This is a genomic window from Teredinibacter waterburyi (assembly GCF_001922985.1).
Classification (GTDB): domain Bacteria; phylum Pseudomonadota; class Gammaproteobacteria; order Pseudomonadales; family Cellvibrionaceae; genus Teredinibacter; species Teredinibacter waterburyi.
Genome location: NZ_MRUH01000019.1, coordinates 171970 through 193176 on the forward strand (window position 1 = coordinate 171970; position 21207 = coordinate 193176).

Sequence of the window (21207 nt, forward strand, 5' to 3'; positions counted from 1 at the left end):
TAGGCGTGCGCCCCAGATAGAAAACCACGTTAATAAACAGCAGCGTTTATAACACTAGGACAGCAGTCATACCAGCAAACTAAGCTCCCGCACTTGGACGGGAGCCATTACCAATAGCTTAAGCAGGCGCCTGCGTTTTAGTACGCAAACGTATGTGCAGCTCCTGCAATTGCTTAGTATCAACTGCGCCGGGAGCGTCAGTCATTACACAGGCGGCGGACTGCGTTTTCGGAAAGGCAATCACATCACGAATACTATCGGAACCGGTCATCAACATAATCAGTCGATCCAAACCGAACGCCAAACCGCCGTGAGGAGGAGCACCGAACTTCAGCGCGTCCAACAAAAAGCCAAACTTCTCGCGCTGCTCTTCTTCGCTAATCCCCAATATTTCAAACACTGACTGCTGCATATCTTGATTGTGGATACGCACAGAACCACCACCCAACTCCGTACCGTTAAGTACCATATCGTAGGCGCGCGACAGGGCCGTCGCAGGGTTGGCTCGCAACTCTTCTGGCGAACAGCTGGGCGCGGTAAAGGGGTGGTGCAATGCAGTTAATGCGCCGCCATCTAACTCTTCGAACATTGGGAAGTCGACAACCCAAAGCGGCGCCCACTCACAGGTGTAAAGATCAAGATCTTCACCCAGCTTGCAACGCAGTGCACCAAGCGCTTCGGTAACGACTTTATGGGTATCAGCACCAAAGAAAATCAGGTCGCCATTTTCCGCCCCAACCCGATCTAAAATTGCCCGGCACACCTCTGCTGGTAAAAACTTAACGATTGGAGACTGCAAACCATTTTCCAGATCATCCTTATCGTTAACTTTGATATAGGCCAGCCCCTTAGCCCCATAGATAGACACAAACTTGGTGTAGGCGTCGATTTTTTTACGTGGAATCTCTCCACCTTTGGGGACGCGCATGGCCGTAACGCGGCTTTTCGGATCGTTTGCTGGCGCGGAGAACACTTTAAACTCCACATCTTTCATTAGATCTTTTATTTCGATCATTTCCAACGGAATACGCATATCAGGCTTGTCTGAACCGTACTTTTCAATCGCCTCAGAGAAGGGCATACGCGGGAACTCGCCCAAATCTACACCCTTAAGCTCCGAGAACAATTTACGGATCATCTTTTCGGTCACCGACATTATCTGCTCTTCATCCATAAACGATGTTTCGATATCGATTTGGGTGAATTCGGGCTGACGGTCTGCACGTAAATCTTCGTCGCGAAAACATTTAGCAATTTGATAGTAGCGGTCAAAGCCCGAAACCATTAACAACTGCTTAAATAACTGAGGCGATTGCGGCAACGCAAAAAACTTACCGTCATGGGTTCGCGAAGGCACAAGATAGTCGCGCGCACCTTCCGGCGTGGCGCGAGTTAAAATAGGGGTTTCAATATCAAGAAAACCGTTGTCATCCAAGTAGTTGCGAATCGCGTTAGTAACCTTCGAACGAAATCTCAAATTGGTTTGCATGGCTTGGCGACGCAAATCGAGATAACGGTACTTTAAACGCACGTCTTCGCCGACACTAATGTGTTCGTCAAGCTGAAACGGAGGGGTTTCAGCTGTATTGAGAATCTGCAAGTTGGTGCCGTAAACTTCAATTTCGCCGGTCGCCATATTCTTATTTACGGTCGACTCGCTGCGTGCCCGCACCTTTCCGGTCACCTGCAACACGTATTCTGAGCGAACCTTGTCGGCCATCTTAAAATTGGCTTCGACATCTGGGTCAAACACCACTTGCACAATGCCATCGCGGTCACGCAGATCGATAAAAATTACCCCGCCGTGATCACGACGACGATCCACCCAGCCACAAAGGGTTACTTCTTGGTCAATATTGGAAGCGTTTAATACGCCACAGTAGACACTGCGCATGGTTTATTCCCGTAATATATGATTATTGTAACGTGCCGCCAGCGACGCTAACGAGTTGTCATTAGGTTACTAGCTAGCGCCGCCTGAGGAGCCCGAGTCGCTACCGGATGAACTACCGGCACCGCTGTCACCAGCTAAGTTTTTCTTTTTGCCCGACTTAAAGTCAGTTTCATACCAGCCGCCACCCTTCAGACGAAAAGCAGCTGCTGATACCTGTTTTTTCAATGATGGAGCATCGCAAGATGGGCAATCCGTTAAGGGGCCATCGCTCATTTTCTGTAAGGCTTCCAGCTGATGCCCACAAGAGTCACACAAATATTCGTATATCGGCATCTATCATTACCTATTTTTGCAGTACAAACCAAATCCGCGCTCGCGCATACCAGTCAAGTTTCCACTTATGGAACACTAACCACCGCCAAAAAAGCGGGGCATTATAACGCAGCCCACCCCATTGATGAAGGTGAAGCCGACGCAAATGCGGTTATCTTCTAGACAATCCACGCCGCAAGGCTAAATAGGTCCGCCAACACCAAGAATCAAGCCCAACAAGGAAAAAGTTTTCTCAACTCCTTTTTATGGCTCGAAATTAGCCAAAACAGCAAAAAAGTACTTGTTTTCAGCATTTTCAGGTTGCTGCTTAGGTATTAATACACTATATATACCGGCCAAGGGCGCAAGGCGGTTGCAATCAACTTACTACTCAATTGCGCCGTCCGAGCCAGATGATCACGATACTCCACTCAAAAACAAAAAATGAGGTCTACCTATGGCAGCTAAAAAAGCTCCAGCTAAAAAAGCCCCAGCAAAGAAGGCTCCAGCAAAAAAAGTCGCAGCGAAGAAAGCACCGGCCAAAAAGGCTGCTGTAGTAAAAACACCGGTTGCAGCTAAAAAAATCACGGCTGTAAAAGAACGCTACTCAAAAACCCAGATATTGAACCAGATCGTTGAGTCTACTGAAGTCCCTAAAAAACAGGTTTCGGCAGTCTTGGATGAACTCACTAACATTATCGAAGCTCACATCAAAAAGCGCGCCTGTGGCGAATTTGTTATGCCTGGCCTGTTTAAGATTTTGACCGTTAAAAAACCAGCTCGCAAAGCTCGCAAGGGCGTCAACCCCTTCACCGGCGAAGAGCAGATGTTCGCCGCAAAACCCGCTAGCATTCAGGTTAAGCTGCGCCCACTGAAGAAACTAAAAGAAATGGCCGAGTAAGTTAGCTGTTTTTTAGGCGATTGCAGCATTAAAAAAGGGAGCCTAGGCTCCCTTTTTTAATGCTGCAATCGTTCGCCACCTTTATGGAGTAAAATTATTATCCGCGCGGTCATCACCGCCATCAACAACGGCACTAAACCCCTCTCCTTCAAGCGAGCTGCGCAGGCGCTCAATACGTTTCTGTAGGGCGGCGGCGCTATAGTCTGTTGGCGGCAGTGCGCCCCAGATAGGCTTAGGCCAGGTCGGGTCGTCTTTAAAACGCGCCACGTGATGTAGGTGTAATTGGGACACAATATTGCCAATTGCGGCGATATTCATCTTATTGGGAGCAAACAGCGACGTCATCACTTCCGACAAATGGCTAGATTCTCGCATCAACTGCTGCTGGTCTAGCTCACCTAGATGGTGAATTTCACGTAATCCGCGACGCTTCGGTACCAAAATACACCACGGATAGTTCGCGTCTTTGTGGAGCAGCACCATGCAAAGCTCAAACTGACCAATAATGTGAGTATCGGCGCTTAACACCGGATCGAGCTCAAACATAACTATTCCTCATAATTGTCGTTCGTATAGAATACCGCCTTTAAAGTATAACCCTTCAAAAATATTAAGGAACATCATGCGCGCCAGTCAGTACCTGATCGCAACCCAAAAAGAAACTCCCGCCGACGCCGAGGTGATTAGTCACCAGCTAATGCTGCGCGCTGGGATGATTCGCAAAATGGCCGCTGGGCTCTACAACTGGCTGCCCGTGGGTTTGCGCGTACTGCGCAAGGTTGAGGCGATTGTGCGTGCAGAAATGGACAACGCGGGTGCGCAAGAAGTCCTTATGCCGGTAGTTCAGCCAGCAGAGCTATGGCAAGAGTCTGGCCGCTGGCAGCAATACGGGCCGGAACTGCTACGCATCACCGATCGCCACCAAAACGAATTTTGTTTGGGCCCTACCCATGAAGAAGTGATTACCAGCCTGATTCGTCACGAACTGCAAAGCTACAAACAGTTGCCAGCCAATTTTTATCAGATTCAAACGAAATTCCGCGATGAGGTTCGACCGCGCTTTGGGGTTATGCGTTCGCGTGAATTTATTATGAAAGACGCCTATTCCTTCCACAGCTCGCAAGAATCGCTCCAGCAAACCTACGATGTTATGCATCAGGCTTACTGCAATATTTTTGATCGTATTGGTTTGGACTACCGCCCAGTACTGGCCGACACAGGTTCTATTGGCGGCTCCGGTTCGCATGAATTTCATGTGCTCGCAGAAAGCGGCGAAGACGACATCGCCTTTAGCAACGGTAGCGACTACGCCGCAAACGTTGAGCTCGCGGAAGCGGTTGCCCCATCAATCCCAACAGGGTTTATCGCCGTAACAGCAGAAGAAGTTGCCACCCCCAATCAAAAAACGATTGATGAAGTTGCGACACTGTTAAATATAACCCCAGCAGAAACCCTAAAAACACTGATTGTGTTAGGTGAAGCAGAAGATAACAAGCCGGCGCCGCTAGTGGCTTTGGTATTACGTGGTGATCACACCCTAAACGAGATTAAAGCGGTAAAAGTCGCAGGTATTGCCGAACCCCTCACCTTTGCTCCGGAAGAACGCATTCTTGCAGAGCTAGGCGCGGAAGTCGGCTCACTTGGCCCTGTTGGCCTAAACATTCGCGTTATTGCCGATCGCGCTGCCGCCGCTAGCGTTAACTTTACTTGCGGAGCAAACAAAACCGGCTTCCATATTAAAGGCATGAACTGGTCGAACGATGGCGTGAACTACTCCGAGCAAGCCGACCTGCGTAATGTAGTCGTTGGCGACCCAAGCCCCGACGGCAAGGGCACACTGGAAATTAAACGCGGCATCGAAGTCGGTCACATTTTCCAACTCGGCACCAAGTACTCGGAAGCGATGAACGCTACCGTACTCGACGAAAACGGCAAGTCAAAAGCCATGATCATGGGCTGTTATGGTATTGGTGTTTCGCGTATCGTCGCTTCAGCAATTGAGCAAAACAACGATGACAACGGTATTATTTGGCCGGATGCAATTGCGCCATTTCACGTGGCAATTGTTCCTATCAACATGCAAAAATCGGAAGCCGTTGCCAATACCTGTGAAGAGCTTTACAAAGAATTGCGCAATAAAGGTTACGACGTATTGCTAATGGATGAGCCTAAAGCGCGCTTAGGTGCAATGCTGGCGGATGTTGAACTTATCGGCATTCCGCACCGTGTTGTGGTTGGCGACCGAGGCCTTGGCAATGGTGAGCTAGAATATAAAGGACGACGCGATGCAGAGAGCCAACAGATAGATGCTGCATCGGCGCTGGAATTTTTAATCAGCAAAATTAAACGTTAATTGAATCCCTATAAAACCGGCTAGTGAATAACCGGCTAGCCAATTACCACACGTAAAGACTATGGCGGACAAGCTTTTACTTACCAGACGTCAGCTGTGCCTAGCCGGTACAGCTGCTGCACTGTGGCCGTCCGTCGCATCCTGTGCCGATCAAGCACCCGAAAAAATTGACGATGAATTGCGCCGCAAATTATTAGCGGCAGTCGCCAGCGCCGATAGCTTTGTGGACAGGTTTGATGCGGAAGTTTGGCTGCTGCAAAAGTCGACCGTGCTAACCAAGTTTGTAAAAAACACCGATTACCGCCTGAAAATTCTTAAAGAAGTTCACCGCCAGGCAAAACGAGTCGAGGTTCCACCAGAATTTGTCTTAGCCTTGATCGAAGTCGAGAGCCGTTTTGACCGCTATGCCATATCTCGGGTTGGCGCCCAAGGCATGATGCAAATTATGCCTTTTTGGAAAAAAGCGATTGGCCGCGAAAGCGACAACCTAATCGACCTCACCACCAACCTTCAATACGGCTGCACCATTCTCAAACACTACTTAGATAAAGAAGATGGCCACTGGGCCCACGCCCTTGCTCGCTACAACGGTAGCTACGGAAAATACTGGTATCCGCGCAAGGTTATGGATGCCTGGCAAAAGCGCTGGCGCTAGGTGCTTCCCCCTACCTTCGCGGCGTTCCCACCCCGCCTTTTTCCTCGCGCCGCTTCGTTACCAGCCCATTTTTTGTTTGATAAACCCGGTTAGTAGCTCAGCGTTATGCTGGTGGTGCTGTACTCGTGGATGCTTATAAAAGCCCACATCGGGAAAGAAGAATGTCGCAATGCGGGCGTCGGAATTTTGTTCGCTAAAGCGCGCTACCGCGGTGCGAATATAGCCGGGCCAAGGTGAACCTGCGCGTACCGCATCCATGCTGCCAAGAGTGGCAACAATATACGCCTGCGGGTAGACCGCACGAATACGGGCGAGAAAATCTTCATAAGCGGCAATGCGCTGTTCATCCGTGGGGACAGGATTCAACACCTCTTCGACCAGCGAGTTATCATTTTGAAAAAGATTGATAACAACAACATCCGGCTGCCACGAACTAAAGTCCCACTTGGAATCATTGTTATCTACCGCGTCAAGCTGGTCATAAAATTCCGGCATTAAAAACGGGTTCCAACTCGCCAAAATACCAATACCACTTTGCGAAGTGCTTACATATTCAGCATTGAGGTTGCGTGCGGTAATGGCTCCGTAGGCGAGGAAATTATTCTTTTCTGCCAGCACATCATCATCGGCATCGAGCGCGGCCTCATTGCCCATACCACTGGTGACTGAGTCGCCAAAAAATTCTATTTTACGGGTGGGCCTGGGCGGTGGCGCCAACAGGCCTTCTCCGACCGCTAATTTCACTCCCAAAAAGCCCGTGCGGCCCTCTTCACCCTCAGTGCGTTTAAACAGGGTAAAGTTATGTTTGCCAGGCGATAAATTGGTGCTCACCACATAATCTTTTACGCCCGGTTCGCAGTCGATAATAAACGGGTTGTTCCAGTCGCCATCAATAAAGACACTAAAGTAATTTTTACCAAACTGATCGTCTAGGGTTAGCGCCAAATAGGGGCCGCTAAATCCCGCGGCTACTTGTGAGCCCGGCCAGGAAATTTTAGGTGCAGCCGTATCACTAAAGTCTATTCTGCCCGTGTACTGAAAATGTGTTTGTGGTGCAGGCGCAACGGATAAGGCCTCATCAGCTGGCGCGCTTTCATTCGCAGACGTACAGCCCTGTATAAATGCAAACACTAGTACCCACACCCCCAAAAAAAGTGCACTAAGTTTTCGTTCCACCTGTGGTGTCGCCATTGTTTCAACTCCGTATTGTTCTGCATGTTTTAACTTACATTTTTTCTAGATTTCACTGCGGTCTGCAAAGCTCACAGACGGATCAAACTACAGCACGGCCTTATCCAGCTAAATCAAATCATCTACAAGGGTATAAATAGTATTCATCACCCCGTCTACAGGTTGATCGATATCAATGTACATCATTTGCTCATCAGCCATAGGCCGCTCCAAAGCGGCAAACTGGCTGTCGAGTAAACTTGCAGGCATAAAGTGTCCCGCTCGGGCTTGCATGCGCTTGGCGATTAATTCTCTGCTACCGTCGAGTAGGAGATAAAACACACGATGCCCAGTATTGCGCAGCACGTCTCTATGGGCTTTGCGCAAACCGGAAAAAGCCAAAGTACACGACTCACCCTGAGCCGCCATTAGCGCCAAGTGGTCGCGAAGACCGTGTACCCAAGGCACTCGCATAGCATCGGTAAGCGGCTGCCCTGATGCCATATGCGCTTTGTTCTCTGCACTGTGAAAATCGTCTGCATCGAGACTGATAATGCCAAAGTGCTCGGCCAAACTTTCACTTACCGTAGACTTCCCACAGCCAGACACGCCCATCACAATGAATAAGGCTGGCGACCTTCTACTTATTACTGCGCTCATACAAATGCTTTCTTATTGTTCGAATTAAAGGCGGGATGATAGCAAAAGGGGTAAAAGCGCGATACGCAATAACCGCTATCGACTGGATTTCCATAGACAGGCTGTTTATGCTACGCGTCGGTTTGTCTCGGGGTCTAAGCGAGGAAAACGGTTATATCCAGCAAACCCGCTATCTGCGCCGCTATCTGGATCAATATCAGATCACTATCAGCTCGGCAGCAGTAGAGAATTGACCTAGCGCAGAGCCACAATAGCTCTGCCGCAGCATCCGAATAGCGCAATTTTCGGGGTGTATCGCGTTGTTACGGGTCGTAAAAATAATAATTAGATCACTATTTTGGGGACTATCGCATGTCAAACACAGCCACAACAGCGGCAGATCGCACCGCCAAGTTGGGTATACGCGAAAAACTGGGCTACGGCCTCGGTGACTTCGGGTTCAACCTTTACTGGACCACCATCGCATCATTTCTAGCCGCTTTTTATACCGACACCTTTGGTATATCGGCTGCGGCTGCTGGCACCATGATGTTTACCACCAAAATTATCGACGCCTGTACCGACCCAATCATGGGAGCACTGGCAGATCGAACCAGCACCCGCTGGGGCAAATTCCGCCCCTATTTGCTGTTCGCCGGCTTACCAATGGTTGGCGCTGTAGTACTTACCTTCAGCACCCCAGACCTAAACGAATCAGGCAAAGTAATCTACGCCTACTGTACCTATACATTAATGATGATGATGTACACCGTACTAAGCACGCCCTATTCTGCACTGTCGGGAGTGATGACCGCGCGCAGTCAAGAGCGTACCTCCCTGATCAGTATTCGCTTTATCTTCGCGTTCAGCGCCGGCTTTTTTGTTAACTACTTTACGCTCGATTTCGTCAATGCCCTCGGCGGCGGCGACGATGCCAAGGGTTGGCAGTTAACCATGCTCATTTACGGTTTTGCTGCAGCCGCCATATTCTTTGTTACCTTTTCGACCACCAAAGAACGTATCAGCCCACCGGCAAGCCAGAAAACCAACCCACTTGACGATATTCGCGACCTACTCGGCAACCGCCCTTGGATTATCCTGTTCATCCTTTCGATGATTATCATGATGACCATCACCATGCGTGCCGGCTCCGCCTACTACTACTTCACCTACTTTCTAGGGCGCCCAGACCTACTTGGCGCATTCCTCGGCGTACAGATGATTGCCTATGCGGTTGGTGCCGCTTGCGCCCCCTTAATGACGAGGCTTTTAGATAAAACTCGGCTATTGATGGTATTGATGGCAACAGTGGGAACCCTTTCGGTTCTATTTACCTTTGTCCCCAAACCTGAACTCAACGGCGTACGCAGCGTCGACGCCGGCCAAGTGACAACCCTGCAAGCCGCAGACTTAGTAAACGTAACCAACCAGCCCGCGGTGTATCAATGGCATGAGCAGCGTTCAGCATGGTGGATTTTTACCGAGCAGGTGGCTATCCCTAATGAGAATGGATCAGAAATCACCATCAATGCCGATGCCGACAAGGTCATCAGCGTTTCGGCAACCTACAAAAATACAGCGGGCGAAACCGTCAAGATCAACAGCGGTGACCTACCATCAGAAATTGCCTTGATGTTTTTACTTTGCGCGCTGATCAGCCTTGCGCTTGGGCCTAAGTCACCGATAACTTGGTCGATGTACGCCGACACCGCCGATTTCAACGAGTGGAACACCGGCCGACGTGCAACCGCCATGACCTTCTCCGCCGCGACCTTCGCTCAAAAACTGGGCGGCGCAACCGGTTCGGCAGGCATGCTTTGGGTATTGGCTGCATTCGGTTATGCCGCCAAAGAAGCGCAGTCAGATGCTTCGCAGTTTGGCATTGTATTGTTACAAACAGCGGTACCGGGTTTCTTTGCGCTTCTTGCGGTGATTGTCACTAAGTTCTACACCCTTACTGGCGCTCAGCTCGAAGTGATTCAAGCTGACTTGAAAGAACGTCAAGGCCAACCGGCAGGCCAATAGTCTAACGGTTAATAACTGCCAATATTAAAAAGACAGCCCGTTGCAGCAGAACCCAATCCGCTGCAACGGGCTTATTACGAGAGCTCTGCGCCAGTGCCGGTAATAGCTGTTAGCGATTACTTCAGCAATGCACAACTCAGGTATTAGAAAATTAAAGCACCTACCGCTATCCCATCTGCAACATAAAATACGCAACTCGATTTTGGAGCGACGATTAGAATGTTAAAAGCTAGCGCCAACGGCGACCGCTATGATTTATTAAGCCCCACCGCAATGCCTAACTCCGCAGGCTTTTTGTGGAATAAAAAAATGATGATTCAGGTGAACTGTCGCGGCTATGCCATCGCGCAGTTTATGCAGCCAGAACCCTCTAAATATACCTACCAACCCTTGGTAGAAGGCAAAATATTCATGCTGCCCGAGCAGCCCTACTTCGCACACTCGCCGGGTCGTTTTTTCTATATTAAAGATGAGCAAAGCGGAGAGATTTTCTCAGCACCCTACGAGCCTGTTCGCACCAAACAAGATAGCTATACTTTTTCGATTGGCAAAAATGATATTCGCTGGTGTGTTGAACACCTCGGAATCAAAGTAGATGTGGAGCTGAGCATTCCCGCCAATGATGTGGTCGAGTTGTGGAAGTTAAAGGTAACCAATATTTCGGGGCGCGAGCGCAAGATTAGCGTTTACCCCTATGTACCCTTTGGTTTTATGAGCTGGATGAACCAGTCGGCCCAGTACCGACCCGACCTAAACGGCATGGTAGGTACCTGCGTTACACCCTATCAAAAACTCGATGACTACTTTAAAAACAAAGATCTAAAAGATAAAACCTATTTCCTGCACGACCGCAAACCGGATGCATGGGAAGCCGCGCGCGACAACTTCGAAGGCGACGGCGGTATTCACAACCCCACAAGCATTCAGCAAGACACGCTCAACAACGGCGACGCACTCTACGAAACACCGGCCGCCGCGCTGCAATACCGCTTGAGCCTAGCGCCAGAGCAAGTGGAAGATTTTCGTTTTTTACTCGGCCCAGCGAAAGACGACGCCGAAATTATTGCCGTTCGCGAGCGCTACTTCGGCGATAAAGATTTCGCCGCAACCAAAGCGGAATATGCGGCCTACACGGCGCAAGGCAAAGGCGTGATACAAATTGAAACGCCCGACGAGCATTTTGATAACTTTATTAACAACTGGTTGCCACGACAGGTGTTTTACCACGGCGATGTAAACCGTCTTTCTACCGACCCGCAAACCCGCAACTTTTTGCAAGACAGTATGGGGATGAGCTACATCAGCCCAGACGTCACCAAGAATGCATTTTTGTGGGCGCTAGCGCAGCAGGAAGAAACCGGCGCTATGCCCGACGGCATTTTGATGCGTGCCGACGCCGAGCTTAAATACATCAATCAAATCCCCCATACCGATCACTGTGTTTGGCTGCCGGTTTGTTTGCGCGCCTATTTAAACGAATCGAACGATTACGAATTCCTCCAGACACCGGTCAAAAACTGGAAAGGCGACGAGGTTGCAACGGTATTTGAACGTATCACCGCATCCATGCGCTGGCTGTTAAAAGATCGCGATCACCGCGGTTTGAATTTTATCGCCCAAGGTGACTGGAACGACCCCATGAACATGGTGGGCTACAAAGGCAAGGGCGTTTCAGGTTGGCTTTCTGTCGCTACCGCCTACGGTTTAAAACTATGGGCAGAAGTTTGTGAACATATCGGCGAAGCCGAGATTGCCGCCGAATGTAAAGCCGGTGCCGAAGAAGTAAATGCAGCAGTTAATAAACACATGTGGGACGGCGACTGGTACGGACGAGGCATTACCGACGACGACGTTGTTTTTGGTGTGGCCAAAGATGTCGAAGGTCGTATCTTCCTAAACCCACAAAGTTGGGCGCTAATGGCCGGCACGCCGAGCGAAGAACAAAAAGATAAACTCATCGCCGCGGTAGACGCACAACTCGATACACCCTACGGTGTAATGATGTTGGCACCCGCCTACACCGCCATGCGCGAAGATGTAGGCCGCGTAACGCAAAAACACCCAGGCGCCGCCGAAAACGGTTCCATCTACAGTCACGCTGCGGCATTCTACGGCTATGGTTTATATGCCGCTGGCGATGCCGACCGCGGTTACGATGTATTCCGTAAAATGATTGCGGGGCCGAACGAAGCCGACTACTTACAACGCGGCCAATTACCCGTGTATATACCGAACTATTATCGTGGCGCCTATTATCAATTCCCACGTACTGCAGGCCGCTCCAGTCAGCTATTTAACACTGGCACTGTGTCTTGGGTATACCGCAGCGTTATCGAATGTTTATTCGGCCTGCGTGGCAGCGTAGAGGGCTTAACCGTTGAACCGCTCCTGCCGAGCGATTGGCAAACGGCGAAGGTTGAACGTGAGTTCCGCGGCGCTACCTTTACAGTTAGCTATCAACGAACAGCAGGAATAACCACAACTGAGGTTAGCGTGAATGGCAAGCCCTTAGCCCAGCCCTTAATTGCGAACCCTGTTGCCGGAACCCACTATAGTGTTGAGGTAAAACTTCCCCTTTAATGGGATAAACAACCCTGCAGCATGCGACCACTGTATTTTACAGTGGTCGCATTTTACGAGGCTAAACCGTGGTTACGCCCAGATCAAAACATAAAACCGCACCGCAGGAACACGCGCCAAGGAAGCCGAGCCATTCCGAGGAAGGCGCGCATTTTAATGACTCCCCCCAGTTAATCTACTGGCTGTTAATTTGTATCAGCCTGCTTCTCGGTTTTAACACCATCAGCCATCTAGACGGTGGTATTGGTGATGAAGATGTCCATCGCTATCAAATCAATTGGTTTATCAACGGCCAGTTCGAAGTGTTTAAATACGTCACTATGATTCCCAGCTACCATGCTGTAGTCGCCGCGTTAGCTAAGCTCACTGGGCTTACAAGCCTCAACGGGTTGCGTTTTGTTCACCTCCTGTTCGCCGCCAGTGTTATCCCGGTGTTCTATCGTTTGTGCAGCCACTTTTATCCACATCAAGCGCAGAGCCGCACCTTAATGCTGGTGTTTACACCTTTTTTATTCCCGTTGTTTTTTCTCACCTATACCGATCTGCCATCACTGACATTTACGCTGCTAATGATTGAGCGAAGCGTTAAACAGGATTATCGCTGGGCCGCCGTCGCGGCTTTTGGAGCAGTGCTATTACGCCAGCCCAACATTATGTGGGTTGGTTTTACACTGAGTTTAATCGCCCTGCAAACCTTCCAAGAACACTATGGTTCGAACAAAGCCACGGGGTTGCGTACAGCTGCCCTTCAGTTGTTTAAACGTGAATTTATTACGCTTTATTTACGTCGCAGCAACGGCTTAATTGCAGTGGTTATGGCATTTATTGCATTCGTCGTCATAAATGGCGGCGTCGCGCTGGGCGATGCCGAGCAGCATCCCATTTCGTTCAATCTTTCGAATTTATATTTTTTCTTACTTGTGTCCTTCGCACTCTTTTTGCCATTTGCGGTTGAACAGGTTCCGGCCATTTTTCAACTACTCAAACACAACGTTTGGATATTAGCGTTGCTCGCCGCCGGCTTCGCGCTTTACTGGTATACCTATGAGCACCCACACATATACAATCGTACCGAACTCGGCTGGTATCGCCATAATTGGCTATTGCACTACACGGCAGATATTACCGCTTTTCGTATAGTCAGCTTTTTCCCGATTGCTTGGATGGCGCTCAGCTACGTCTGTGCCGCGCGCAAGGGAAGCTACAACAAACAAATACTGCTGCTTATACCCTTCGCACTGCTGAGTTTTGTCCCCCTACCCTTAATTGAGCAGCGCTACTACATTGTTTCACTCATACTCTTTTTAGTTTTTCGACCGTCGCTGTCTCGCCCAGCCAGCACTCTGACACTGTGTTACTACATGGGCCTCTCGGCCTATATTCTCTTTAATATTTCCCGAAAAACCTTTTTTCTGTAAGGCACGGATTCCATGTATTTTATTTATCTACTCTTTACGCTGTTGTTACTTTGGATAGCAATTGCCGGCGTTACCGTCCTCGCCAACAAATGGATTTTTAGCAATGGCGCTGCCAGCTTCGCTCTTGCTCGATCGGTTGGTTTAGTGGCAATAGTGTTGATAATGTTTTTTATCGAGCATTTTATAGGCCTTGGCCAATTACACTTCCTACTGCCGGTTGGAATTGCCACTGCAGGCTTCGTTCTATGGAAAACTCGCAAGGATATTAAAAGCAAAGATTTCTGGCGAGCCGAGATAGTGTTTATCGTCGCATTTATTTACGCACTGTTCTGGCGTTTGGCGTTTCCCTCTATCTCGCCTTCGTCCGAACGCATGACCGACTTGTTTTTTATTTCCAACTATCTGCAGGGCGTGACCCTGCCACCGCTCGACAACTGGAATCCACCTCACAAGTTCGACTACTACTACGCCTTCCAACACTATGGTGCAGCGCTACTTGGGCGTATTTTTCAATTAAACCCAGGCACCAGCTATAACCTCTCACTCGCGCTTATCGGCGCCCTGCCGATTACACTGGTATGGTTTATTGCCGATAAAATTTTATCTGTTAGCGGCCTGCGCGGTTGGCGAAAAGCGGCTCCGCAATGGTTATTAACACTGGCGATTGTTTTTGGCGGCACCGGTTTAACGCCGCTTTTGCACGCCGTTTATAAAACGCCGAGTGCCGACAGTTTCCTTACCGCTCGCCAAGACGACAAAGCCGTAGAGCGAGCAACCCAGCGTTATCGCAACGCCGTTGCCAACGCTGCGCGCGAGAATATTATTGCCAGCGTGCGCTTTATCGGCAGTAGTCGCGACGACCTGTGGGGCAGTCAAACCGATGTTAATCAAGGTGCGGCAAAGCTTTTATTGCCAGAAACTGAACCCGTCATCGATGATCATCGCATGGTGCTGCCAAGCGAGAACTTTGGTTATCAGTTTTTTCTAGGTGACTACCACCCCACTATGGGTGGCTTCTTCCTTCTATTAATTGCCTTAGCTTTATTGCTGTCGATTGCCGACCCTAATTTAGTTGGCCGAAATATACCCTTGCAGCCATCGCAACTTACCGCGCTAAACAGCAACCGTCGAGCGGAGAAAATTGCTCAAGGCCTGCTAGCGGCATTGGTGCCGATTATGATCGCCACTAACACTTGGACCTTCCCGCTATTGGTATTTCTAATTATCGGCTGGATCGCCTATCGCTATCTAAGTGGTGCTAAAAGCAATTTCGCAGCATCCCATGTCGAGACAGATAGTGGTAATAATGCCGCAACCGAGCCGGCGCGCGCGGTAAGCTGGGTTTGGTTGCTTGGCGGTGGGCTAGTCGCCACATTTTTACTCTACCCTTTTTTCATTACCTTCCTATCTGGCACGCTACCTACACCAGTCGCGTGGGTGAACGGCGATCAACACACACCGTTAACTCGCTTTCTCGCGCTACATTGGCCGCTACTACTATTGCTAGGTTTGGGCTTCTGGGAAGGCCGCTACCGGCGTATCGCGTGGTACTTTTCATCCCTGTGGCTAGTGTTGCTAATACTGTCAGAAATCATCTACATCGACGATCCCACCGCGGCACAATACGCTCGCACTAACACCGTAATGAAATGGTGGGGCTGGATACAAGTTGGCGTATTGGCCTCGGTAGGTGCTCTGGTACTAAGCTCTACGTTGAGAGCTATTCGCTGGAGTGGCGCCGTTATTCTGGTACTATTGACGTTCCCAGCCGGCTTAGACCTCGCCCGTTACGCCGTGTACTCGGGCAAGCACTACTTTGGTGATCTCAGCGGTCATCGCTGGTATACACAAACGGCAAGCAACCGTCAGATGTTCGAATATCTGCAGGCCGCACCAGACGGAATAGTGTTAGAGCGCGTTATTGACAACGCCTACAGCAACACCAGTATTTACGGCATTTTTACCGGCAAGCCGGTGCTGTTGGGTTGGCCTTCGCACCTGCGCACTTGGCATGGCGATGTACCTAGAGTTTGGATAATGAAAGACGCTATTGAGTCTTTCTATAAAGGGGAGCAAGAAAACCCTAGCGCCTGGCTACGAAGCCTGGATGTTCGCTATGTGGTGTTTAGCCCTTCCGACAATAATAAAGTTTTTGACAAAATAAATAGCGATATAAAGGCCCATTATTCGTGGCAAGAATTTGAGCACTCGCGACACCGTCATACCGGTATTTGGGTGCGAATAGACTAGCGGTCGCATGCCCAGTTAAAGGTTATACCCACGATATGGCAAACTATAAATTCATAGACTAACCAAAAGTGCAGACATTTATGTCCAACAACGCGTCCGATAAAAAATTACTTTCGTTGCTCGTACCTATGTACAACGAGTCCAGCGTTATCCCAATCTTTTTCGAAACCGTCACTGAGGTCTTAACTACCCTGAAACTCGACTATGAAATTGTCTGCGTAAACGACGGTTCAACCGACAACACGCTGCAGCTACTCCTAGAATATTCAAGTAACGACCCGCGTATTAAAGTTGTAAGTTTTTCGCGTAACTTTGGCAAAGAGCCGGCGATGACTGCAGCACTCGACTACGCCACGGGCGATGCAATGATTCCAATCGATGCTGACCTGCAAGACCCGCCTGAGCTTATTCACGAGATGATAGCGAAGTGGGACGAAGGCTTTGATGTGGTTTACGCAAAGCGCGCCTCACGGGAAACTGACACGGTCATTAAACGCAATACAGCTATGTGGTTTTACTCTTTATTCAACAGCATGAGCGATACCGATATCCCTGCCAATGTCGGCGATTATCGTTTGATGGATAAAAAAGTTGTTGAGGTTATTCGCAAACTGCCAGAAAAAGACCGTTTCATGAAAGGGCTTTTTTGCTGGCCGGGCTTTAAAAACACCACTGTTGAATTTGAACGCCCGTTACGCGCAGAGGGCGAAACTAAATTCAACATGTGGAAATTGTGGAACTTCGCACTGAGCGGTATCGCCTCGTTTAGCACCATGCCTATTCGCATGGGTATATACTTAGGCTTATTCATTTCCGCCGCATCCTTTCTTTACGGTATTTTTATTATTTCCAAAACAGTATTGTTTGGTGTCGATGTTGCCGGTTATGCCTCCATGATGGTAGCCGTGCTATTCCTTGGCGGCATTCAACTTTTCTTCTTGGGCTTGATGGGCGAATATATTGGCCGCATCTACAAAGAGGTTAAAAATCGCCCACTTTATGTGGTGGAGCGCACCATTGGCTTCGAACAATAAAGTTCGTTAAAGCTACAGCAAATAGAAAGGTTGTTTAGGTGATGTTTTTGATGAGCGACTTGCAACTCCATAATTTTGATCGGATAAAGTCTAAGTGTTAACAGCTCTATTTAAACAACATCTTTCGAAAGAACTGATTAGACAACTGTTGGTATTTGGATGCGTTGGTGTCGCGGCCACAGCTACCCACTATTTTATTGCCCTAGGCGCAAACAGCTTCGGCCAAGTCGATTTATACCTAGCGAACATCTTAGGTTATGTTAGCGCAGTCGCCATTTCCTATTTCGGTCACGGCCGTTTCACCTTCAAGCAAACGCTTAACTGGACGATATTCACAAGGTTCGTGGTGGTATCGCTCGGCGCCTTAGGGGCTAGTGAATTACTGCTCCTCGCGCTGCAAAAAACCTTTGCACCACCGGAGTATATCTCCCTAGCCGTAGTTGTTTGCACAATTCCTGTGCTGACATTTGTTATGAGTAAGCTCTGGGTTTTTAGCGGCGCCGCGAGTCGATAAGTCAAGCGAGCCAGCAAGTTCTCACAACTAGTTAGGCTCTCGTCTTCACGCTTTATTTTTGCAAAAGTAGGGTTTCTAAACTCCCAATTTTTTAGCCGTCTTTTTTTTCGCCTCAGTCAAATTTTTTAGTTCGTCAGCAAGTATTGCGATGGCTTTTACGATCACCTCTTGCGACTGACAAAAATTCAATCGAATACACTGTTGAGCGTGCTGCCACGCTGAATCTAATCCAAAGAAAAAATGCTCCCCAGCCATAATCAACACCCCCCGAGCCTTTAGCCGTAAATAAAGCTCATGACTGCTTATGGGAAGATCTGGCAACCACAGCCAAACAAAAAACGCACCTTCAGATTTATGTAGCCGATACGACAACCCCTGTAGCTGGGTTTCGAGTTGCTGCAGCATTAACGCTCGCTTCGCCAAATAAAAAGGTAGTAATACTTTTTCCATTAAATAGTCTAACTGCTGCGCCTTAAGAAGCTCCGTGAGCAGCATTGGCCCCAAGTTGCCGTTTGCCAAAGACAGGATGGTATTCGCAGCCACGAAGTTGGTGATCAATTGCTCATTGCCAACCACTATCCCTGTGCGAACCCCAGGCAAACCGAGCTTGGAAAGGCTTAGCACGTAAATGGTATTGTCATCCCAAGGCAGTGTGGCTTTCTCATAAACTAATCCCGGAAAGGGTAAACCATAAGCACAATCGACAATCAGCGGCTTACCCTGCTGTCGCGCAAGCTGAGAAAGTTTTTCCATCTCATTATCGGTAATCAGGTTGCCGGTAGGGTTTGTTGGCCGCGACACACAGTAAGCGGCGATGTCATCACGTTCTGTAAGCTGGTCGAAATCAATGGTGTATTTAAATTGGTGTTCTCCCATTAGCGCGAGCTTCGGTCTGTAGCCACAAAACATATCGTCGGCAATACCTTGATCGCTGTAACCCAAATATTCGGGCATCATCGGGAAACAGATTTTTTTAACTGAACCGCGACTGGAACTATCAAAGTGGCCCGCCAGCATATTAATTAATACAAAAAAAGCAGATTGACTGCCGTTGGCGAGGGCGATATTTTTAGACCTAACCGGCCAATCTAAACGTTGTTTCAAATAGCTGACCAACTCATCTATACAAGTTTCATTACCGCGTGGCGACTGATACACACCAACCAGCTTATGCAGTTGTTCCGGTGTTTGGGCAAACGCGGTTAAGTGTTGTGCGATACAGGATTCGAAAGCGTCGATATGTGCCGGATTACCACCGCCTAGAAATAGCATGTCAGGATTTTGGTTCAGGGCTTGCCCCAAATCTTCCATTAAGTCGACAATGCCGGAGCTACCGGTAAGCTGCTTACCAAATTGTGAGAAGGTCATAGAAAGGTTCGCCTGATGACTACGGTGTTGAGGCCTACTGTTGTGTTTTACAAACAGCAAGCCTACAAAAGGCGAAGTCTAACAGACTAGAGCAAGCCGTAGTTTTGCAGGACTTGTTGAAGTTTGTCGCCGCTGATGGGCTTTTTAATGAAATCGAGTGCACCGAGAGCGGCAACACGCTCACGGGCTGCGGGCTGAATATCCCCAGAGATTACGATAATCACAGCTTTTAAGTCTTCAGACTTTACGGTTTCGAGCACGCCGTAGCCATCAAGTAAAGGCATGGTGAGATCCAAAAAGACCATTTCACCCTTGCCCTCACGAATCGCCTGCAAAGCTTCTTGACCATTACCGGCATAAGTTATATCGACTTCCCAGCCTTCAGGGAGAGATCGTAGCACCTGTTTACGTGCCATCTTAGAGTCGTCGCAGATTAATAAAGGAATTGCCATTGCATGCCATTCAATTTAAGCGCTTGACCGAGAACCCTAATCTGTACCCGTAAAAGTACCTCTAGAATTCACGCAAGCCATACCCGATAGATAAGCTATCGGCCCTCTGAATGAGTATAGCAGGCGATTTTGAAGGTGTTAGTCTGGATCAACCTTAACCTTATGTTCCGCTTCATGTTCGACTTCGGAACCCTTTTGCACACTGGCGAGCAAGTCTTCCAAGGAGATAGCAAAAACCTCTTTAGCCTGACTAGCGACACGCTGCTGACGCCTTACAAACTCAGCCATCCAAGGCGGTGCCGCCGCTTCGGGCTCGGCCGTAAACTCGTCTAGCGAAAGCCGCACTAAGCTTGCCAGCTGCCAAAGACTTACCTCACTAAGGTTGCGGCTCAAGGCGTAATCACCACTATCGGTAACCACTATCCATTTGTGACGTACCAATAACGACCGCAACCTCTGCCAATGAACCAGCCCAATACCTTCGGCAACACAGTCTTTATCACTGACCGTTTCACCTGTGCGAGACTTAGCTCTCAGCAGGGACATACACACCAATACCGCCCGCATATCCGAGTAGCGCGCAGAACGAGTTGCGTAAGAGAGCTCCGCCAGCGTGCGCACAAACACCGCACCAGCAAGAATAATGGTCCACAGCATATTGATCCAGAGGAGAAATAGCGGCACCACGGCAAATGCCCCGTAGATCAACTTAAAGTTCGAATTGGCAACAAGATAGCCAAACAGGGTTTTCAGCGCCTCAAAACAGAGCGCGGTGATAATCCCGCCAACAAGCCCATAGCGAAACGGCACCCGACAGTTGGGCACTGCAACAAATAGCAAGGTAAACGCCGCGCAGGTCATAAACCAGGGGACAATCTGAAACAGGCTGCTGGTAAAACCAATATGGGAAAGCTCAGACAAGACCAGCTTCAACGACAAAACGTAAGTACTTACTACGAAGCCAGCCCCCAAAAGCAGAGGGCCGACACTCAAAATCGCCCAATAGAGTAAATACGCAGCCAGACCGCTACGACCCTGCTGTACGCCCCAAATAGCATTAAAGGTACGCTCGATATTGCGCAACATCAGGTAGGCCGTCACCAACAATATAACGATGCCCGCCTTGGTTAGGCTGCGCGCCTGAGCAGAGAAGTCGGCTAGGTATTGGCTTACCTCGTTGCTCGTCTCGGGTAAAAAATGCTGTACGATCAAGCCCTGTAACTCCTCGGCGACACCATCAAATGCAGGGATCAACGAAAACATCGTGTAGGTCACGGTCATCAAGGGCACAAGTGCAAACAGCGTCATATAGGTTAGTGCCGCCGCACTCTTTTGGCAGCTGTTGGCGATAAACTCTCGATACAAAGCTTGGCAGAAATAGCCTATGGCCAACAGCAACTTAACGGCGCGGTTATTACTTAGCGTATCTGGAAGATTCACCTATAGGTTCCTTGTCGATGTTTATATTGCTCGCACTTTAGCGTTACTGCCGACAAACTGCGATACCTGCTGCGCAGGCCAAAAATAATAATGCTTAGTGAGCGTTCTATATCAAAATCAGGCTGTTAGAATAGCGACCTTAACTTGAGCCCTCAGTTGCTAAAAGCACTTAATCACGCTAACAAATAACCAACACTGAATT

The 21207-nt window shown here is 49.1% G+C and carries 17 protein-coding genes; 9 read left to right on the top strand and 8 right to left on the bottom strand.

The genetic code is table 11. The features are described from left to right. Positions 1-118: 118 nt before the first annotated feature. Both aspS and IDZ20_RS02385 read right to left on the bottom strand, forming a co-directional pair. Positions 119-1894 (bottom strand): aspartate--tRNA ligase, encoded by a 1776-nt coding sequence (gene aspS, locus IDZ20_RS02380; RefSeq protein WP_188149819.1) that lies wholly within the window; start codon positions 1892-1894, stop codon positions 119-121. A gap of 69 nt (positions 1895-1963) precedes the next feature. Beyond that, positions 1964-2227 carry an FmdB family zinc ribbon protein gene (locus IDZ20_RS02385; protein ID WP_188149820.1) on the bottom strand — a complete coding sequence of 88 codons (264 nt, stop codon included), beginning with the start codon at positions 2225-2227 and terminating at the stop codon, positions 1964-1966. A 436-nt stretch (positions 2228-2663) separates the two neighbouring features. On the opposite strand from IDZ20_RS02385, the gene IDZ20_RS02390 reads away from it, so the two are divergent. Beyond that, a complete protein-coding gene (locus IDZ20_RS02390) occupies positions 2664-3107 on the top strand; it encodes an HU family DNA-binding protein (protein WP_188149821.1) in 444 nt (147 codons plus the stop codon). A gap of 81 nt (positions 3108-3188) precedes the next feature. On the opposite strand, the gene IDZ20_RS02395 is transcribed toward IDZ20_RS02390, so the two are convergent. Continuing rightward, positions 3189-3653, bottom strand: coding sequence for an HIT domain-containing protein (locus IDZ20_RS02395; protein ID WP_188149822.1), 465 nt, complete (start codon positions 3651-3653; stop codon positions 3189-3191). Positions 3654-3729: 76 nt separating this feature from the next. Here IDZ20_RS02395 and IDZ20_RS02400 point away from each other — a divergent pair, with 76 nt between their 5' ends. Both IDZ20_RS02400 and IDZ20_RS02405 read left to right on the top strand, forming a co-directional pair. Beyond that, the gene (locus IDZ20_RS02400; protein WP_188149823.1) at positions 3730-5460 is read left to right on the top strand and encodes a proline--tRNA ligase; all 1731 of its coding nucleotides are present in this window, start codon (positions 3730-3732) and stop codon (positions 5458-5460) included. Positions 5461-5521: 61 nt separating this feature from the next. Then, positions 5522-6115, top strand: coding sequence for a lytic transglycosylase domain-containing protein (locus tag IDZ20_RS02405; protein WP_188149824.1), 594 nt, complete (start codon positions 5522-5524; stop codon positions 6113-6115). A 57-nt stretch (positions 6116-6172) separates the two neighbouring features. Here the strand turns inward: IDZ20_RS02405 and IDZ20_RS02410 are convergent, their stop codons facing one another. Together IDZ20_RS02410 and IDZ20_RS02415 are read right to left on the bottom strand one after the other, a co-directional pair. Next, entirely contained in the window at positions 6173-7306 is a 1134-nt protein-coding gene (locus IDZ20_RS02410; protein WP_188149825.1) for an SGNH/GDSL hydrolase family protein, read from the bottom strand. Between the two features lie 108 nt (positions 7307-7414). Continuing rightward, positions 7415-7945 (bottom strand): gluconokinase, encoded by a 531-nt coding sequence (locus IDZ20_RS02415; RefSeq protein WP_188149826.1) that lies wholly within the window; start codon positions 7943-7945, stop codon positions 7415-7417. Between the two features lie 351 nt (positions 7946-8296). Between IDZ20_RS02415 and IDZ20_RS02420 the strand changes: the two genes are divergently transcribed. From IDZ20_RS02420 to IDZ20_RS02445, 6 genes are all read left to right on the top strand, one after another. Then, positions 8297-9949 carry an MFS transporter gene (locus IDZ20_RS02420; RefSeq protein ID WP_188149827.1) on the top strand — a complete coding sequence of 551 codons (1653 nt, stop codon included), beginning with the start codon at positions 8297-8299 and terminating at the stop codon, positions 9947-9949. Positions 9950-10168: 219 nt separating this feature from the next. Next, positions 10169-12529, top strand: coding sequence for a GH36-type glycosyl hydrolase domain-containing protein (locus IDZ20_RS02425; protein WP_188149828.1), 2361 nt, complete (start codon positions 10169-10171; stop codon positions 12527-12529). Positions 12530-12597: 68 nt separating this feature from the next. Further along, the gene (locus IDZ20_RS02430) at positions 12598-13947 is read left to right on the top strand and encodes a Dol-P-Glc:Glc(2)Man(9)GlcNAc(2)-PP-Dol alpha-1,2-glucosyltransferase (protein WP_245792059.1); all 1350 of its coding nucleotides are present in this window, start codon (positions 12598-12600) and stop codon (positions 13945-13947) included. Between the two features lie 12 nt (positions 13948-13959). Next, positions 13960-16197 (top strand): DUF2298 domain-containing protein, encoded by a 2238-nt coding sequence (locus tag IDZ20_RS02435; protein WP_188149829.1) that lies wholly within the window; start codon positions 13960-13962, stop codon positions 16195-16197. Between the two features lie 80 nt (positions 16198-16277). After that, a complete protein-coding gene (locus IDZ20_RS02440) occupies positions 16278-17231 on the top strand; it encodes a glycosyltransferase family 2 protein (protein ID WP_188149830.1) in 954 nt (317 codons plus the stop codon). Between the two features lie 94 nt (positions 17232-17325). After that, entirely contained in the window at positions 17326-17745 is a 420-nt protein-coding gene (locus IDZ20_RS02445) for a GtrA family protein (protein WP_188149831.1), read from the top strand. Positions 17746-17820: 75 nt separating this feature from the next. On the opposite strand, the gene IDZ20_RS02450 is transcribed toward IDZ20_RS02445, so the two are convergent. The 3 genes from IDZ20_RS02450 to IDZ20_RS02460 form a co-directional block, all read right to left on the bottom strand. Continuing rightward, positions 17821-19113 carry a valine--pyruvate transaminase gene (locus IDZ20_RS02450; protein ID WP_188149832.1) on the bottom strand — a complete coding sequence of 431 codons (1293 nt, stop codon included), beginning with the start codon at positions 19111-19113 and terminating at the stop codon, positions 17821-17823. Between the two features lie 86 nt (positions 19114-19199). Further along, on the bottom strand, positions 19200-19565 hold the full coding sequence (locus IDZ20_RS02455) for a response regulator (RefSeq protein WP_188149833.1): 366 nt from the start codon (positions 19563-19565) through the stop codon (positions 19200-19202). Positions 19566-19703: 138 nt separating this feature from the next. After that, positions 19704-20963 (bottom strand): YihY family inner membrane protein, encoded by a 1260-nt coding sequence (locus IDZ20_RS02460; protein WP_342745108.1) that lies wholly within the window; start codon positions 20961-20963, stop codon positions 19704-19706. Positions 20964-21207: the final 244 nt, after the last annotated feature.